The sequence below is a fragment of the Mesorhizobium sp. M7A.F.Ca.US.014.04.1.1 genome (assembly GCF_003998745.1).
In the GTDB taxonomy this organism is placed as follows: domain Bacteria; phylum Pseudomonadota; class Alphaproteobacteria; order Rhizobiales; family Rhizobiaceae; genus Mesorhizobium; species Mesorhizobium ciceri.
In genome coordinates, this window is record NZ_RZRW01000685.1 from 1 (window position 1) to 2,748 (window position 2,748).

Annotated in this window: 3 protein-coding genes; all 3 read left to right on the forward strand. The window is 63.5% G+C overall.

Annotation, left to right across the window (positions count from 1 at the left end; genetic code table 11):
* Positions 1–588, forward strand: a 588-nt coding sequence (locus EOA22_RS29910; protein ID WP_164756009.1) for a response regulator transcription factor, incomplete at its 5' end; no start/stop codon positions are given.
* 79 nt (positions 589–667) lie between these two features.
* On the forward strand, positions 668–1,927 hold the full coding sequence (locus EOA22_RS29915; protein WP_013529779.1) for a flagellar hook protein FlgE: 1,260 nt from the start codon (positions 668–670) through the stop codon (positions 1,925–1,927).
* 27 nt (positions 1,928–1,954) lie between these two features.
* The coding region (flgK, locus tag EOA22_RS29920) for a flagellar hook-associated protein FlgK (RefSeq protein ID WP_127390445.1) at positions 1,955–2,748 on the forward strand (794 nt) is incomplete at its 3' end.

The window sequence follows — 2,748 nt, forward strand, 5'->3', positions numbered from 1 at the left end:
GGCTTTGCATCCGGCGAATTCGGTGAGTGGGTGAATTCGGCCGCCGACACCGATCTGCGCTCGGTCAGGGCCTTCCTCATCGGCGATTGCCGCGAAGGTTCCATCTCTCCGCGCCAGATCCGCGACCGCACCGGCGCCCCGGTGATTGCGCTGAGCGAACAGCATTCGCTGGAGAACACGCTGCGGTTGTTCGAGAGCGGCGTCGATGACGTCATTCGCAAGCCCGTCCATATTCGTGAGATCCTGGCCCGCATCACCGCGATCCGCCGCCGCGCCCAGGCAGACGTCGCCTACACCGAGATCGGCGCCATGCGCATCTTCATGGACGGCCGCGACCCCGAGATCGACGGTCAGCCCCTCCCCCTGCCGCGCCGCGAGCGCCGCATCCTCGAATATCTGGCGAGCAATCGCGGACGCCGGGTCACCAAGACCCAGGTCTTCAACGCCATCTACGGCATCTTCGACGAAGAGGTCGAGGAGAACGTGGTGGAAAGCCACATCAGCAAACTGCGCAAGAAGCTGCGCGAGAAGCTGGGCACCGACCCGATCGATTCCAAGCGTTTCCTCGGCTACCGGCTCGTCTTCTGATGCAGCGCCGCGCCAGCCTCGCGCAAGAAAACATGCGTAGCCTCGCAGCCAGCAGCATGGACACAGCGGAGACGTTTCGATGAGCCTCTATGGAATGATGCGGACCGGCGTTTCCGGCATGAACGCGCAGGCAAACCGCCTGTCGACGGTCGCCGACAACATCGCCAATTCAGATACCACGGGTTACAAGCGGTCCTCCGCCGAATTTTCGACGCTGGTCATGCCGTCGACCGGCGGCGCCTACAATTCCGGCGGCGTCACCACGACGATCCGTCAGGCGGTCAGCGATCCGGGCGTGCTTCAGTACACGACCTCGGTTTCCGACCTTGCCGTCAGCGGCGATGGCTTCTTTGTCGTTCAGGATCCGAGCGGTACCCCCTATCTGACCCGAGCCGGCGCTTTCGTTCCCGACGGTCAGGGCAGGCTTGTCAACTCGGCCGGCTTCCAGCTGATGGCCTACAGTTACGAGAACGGCGTACCGGCAGCGACGGTCAACGGCTTCGAGGGATTGGTCCCGGTTGTCATCTCCGACCAGGGCATGACCGCAACGCCGAGCACCGAGGGCAGCTTTGCCGGCAACCTGCCGGCGGGTGCGACCCCGGTCGCGACCGCCAACCTGCCCGCCGCCAACGCTGCGACCGCGCAATACACGTCGAAATCCTCCATGGTCGCCTACGACAATCTCGGCAACAAGAAGCTGCTCGACGTCTACTTCACCAACACCGGCGCCGGCACCTGGCAGGTGGCGGTCTTCGATCAGTCGAAGGCCACCGCTGGAACATCGTTCCCCTACACCGCCGGCGGCTTGCTGGGCTCGGCCAACCTGACCTTCGACACCACCACCGGCAAGCTCACCGGCACGCCCACCAACGTTTCATTTACCGTGCCGAACGGCGCCACCCTCAATCTCGATCTGTCGGCGCTGACCCAGCTTGGCACCGGCTTCACGGTTTCCGACGCCCAGGTCAACGGCAACGCACCGAGCACCATCGACAAGGTCCAGATCAGCAAGGACGGCACCATCTACGCCCAGTACAAGGACGGCTCGACCAAGCCGCTCTACAAGATCCCGCTGGCCGACGTACAGAGCCCGGACCAGCTCAAGGCGCTGCCTGGCAACGTCTATTCGCAGGGCACCGAGTCCGGCGCGGTTCGTGTCGGCTTTGCCAATGAAGGCAAGCTCGGCTCCATCATCTCCGGCGCGCTCGAGAATTCCAACGTCGATATCGCCGAAGAACTGACCAACATGATCGCGGCACAGCGCAGCTACACCGCCAATTCGAAAGTCTTCCAGACCGGTTCCGATCTGATGGACGTCCTTGTCAACCTGAAGAGATAAGACGGGCGTCGCCCGCGAAAGACCCGCATGTCACTGTCTACCGCATTGAGTATCGCCCAGTCGGCGCTTATGAACACCGCGCGACAGACCAGCGTTGTCTCGCGCAATGTCGCCGACGCCTCCAACCCGGACTATTCGCGGCGCCAGGCCGTCGTCACCAGCACGGCGCCGGGTGCGCGCTCGGTCGATATCCAGCGCGCAGCCAACGAGCTTCTGTTTCGCCAGAATCTCGCCGCGCTATCGGCCTGGAGCGGCCAGAACGCTCTCTACAACGGCATGGATCAGTTGGGTGTTGCGGTCAATGGCGTCGACAATGCGTCCTCGCCCTCGACTGCGATCGCCAACCTGCAGCAGGCGCTGCAGCTCTACGCCACCTCGCCGTCGAATCAGAACCTCGGCGCCTCCGTCATCGACGCCGCCAAACAGGTCGTGCGCTCGCTCAATGAGGGCTCCAAGGCAGTCCAGGATTTCCGCACCCAGACCGACGGTCAGATTGCCACCGCCGTCGACGACCTGAACTCGCTGCTCGGCCAATTCCAGGATGCCAACACGGCCGTCATGTCCGGAACCCGTTCCGGCACCGACGTTTCCGATGCGCTCGACCAGCGCGATGCGCTTTTGAAGAAGATTTCGAACTATGTCCCGGTGTCGACCTTCACGCGAGGCGACAATGACATGGTCATCACCACCGGCGACGGCACGACCTTGTTCGAGACGATACCGCGCACGGTCACCTTCGCGGCGTCGGCAGGCTATACCGCGGGTGCCGCCGGCAATGCCGTCTACATCGACAATGTGCCGATCTCGGCGGGAGCTGGTGG

Excerpts from the sequence above, each read along its gene's own strand:
- EOA22_RS29915 (WP_013529779.1), top strand. The coding sequence starts at position 668 with ATGAGCCTCTATGGAATGATGCGGACCGGCGTTTCCGGCATGAACGCG.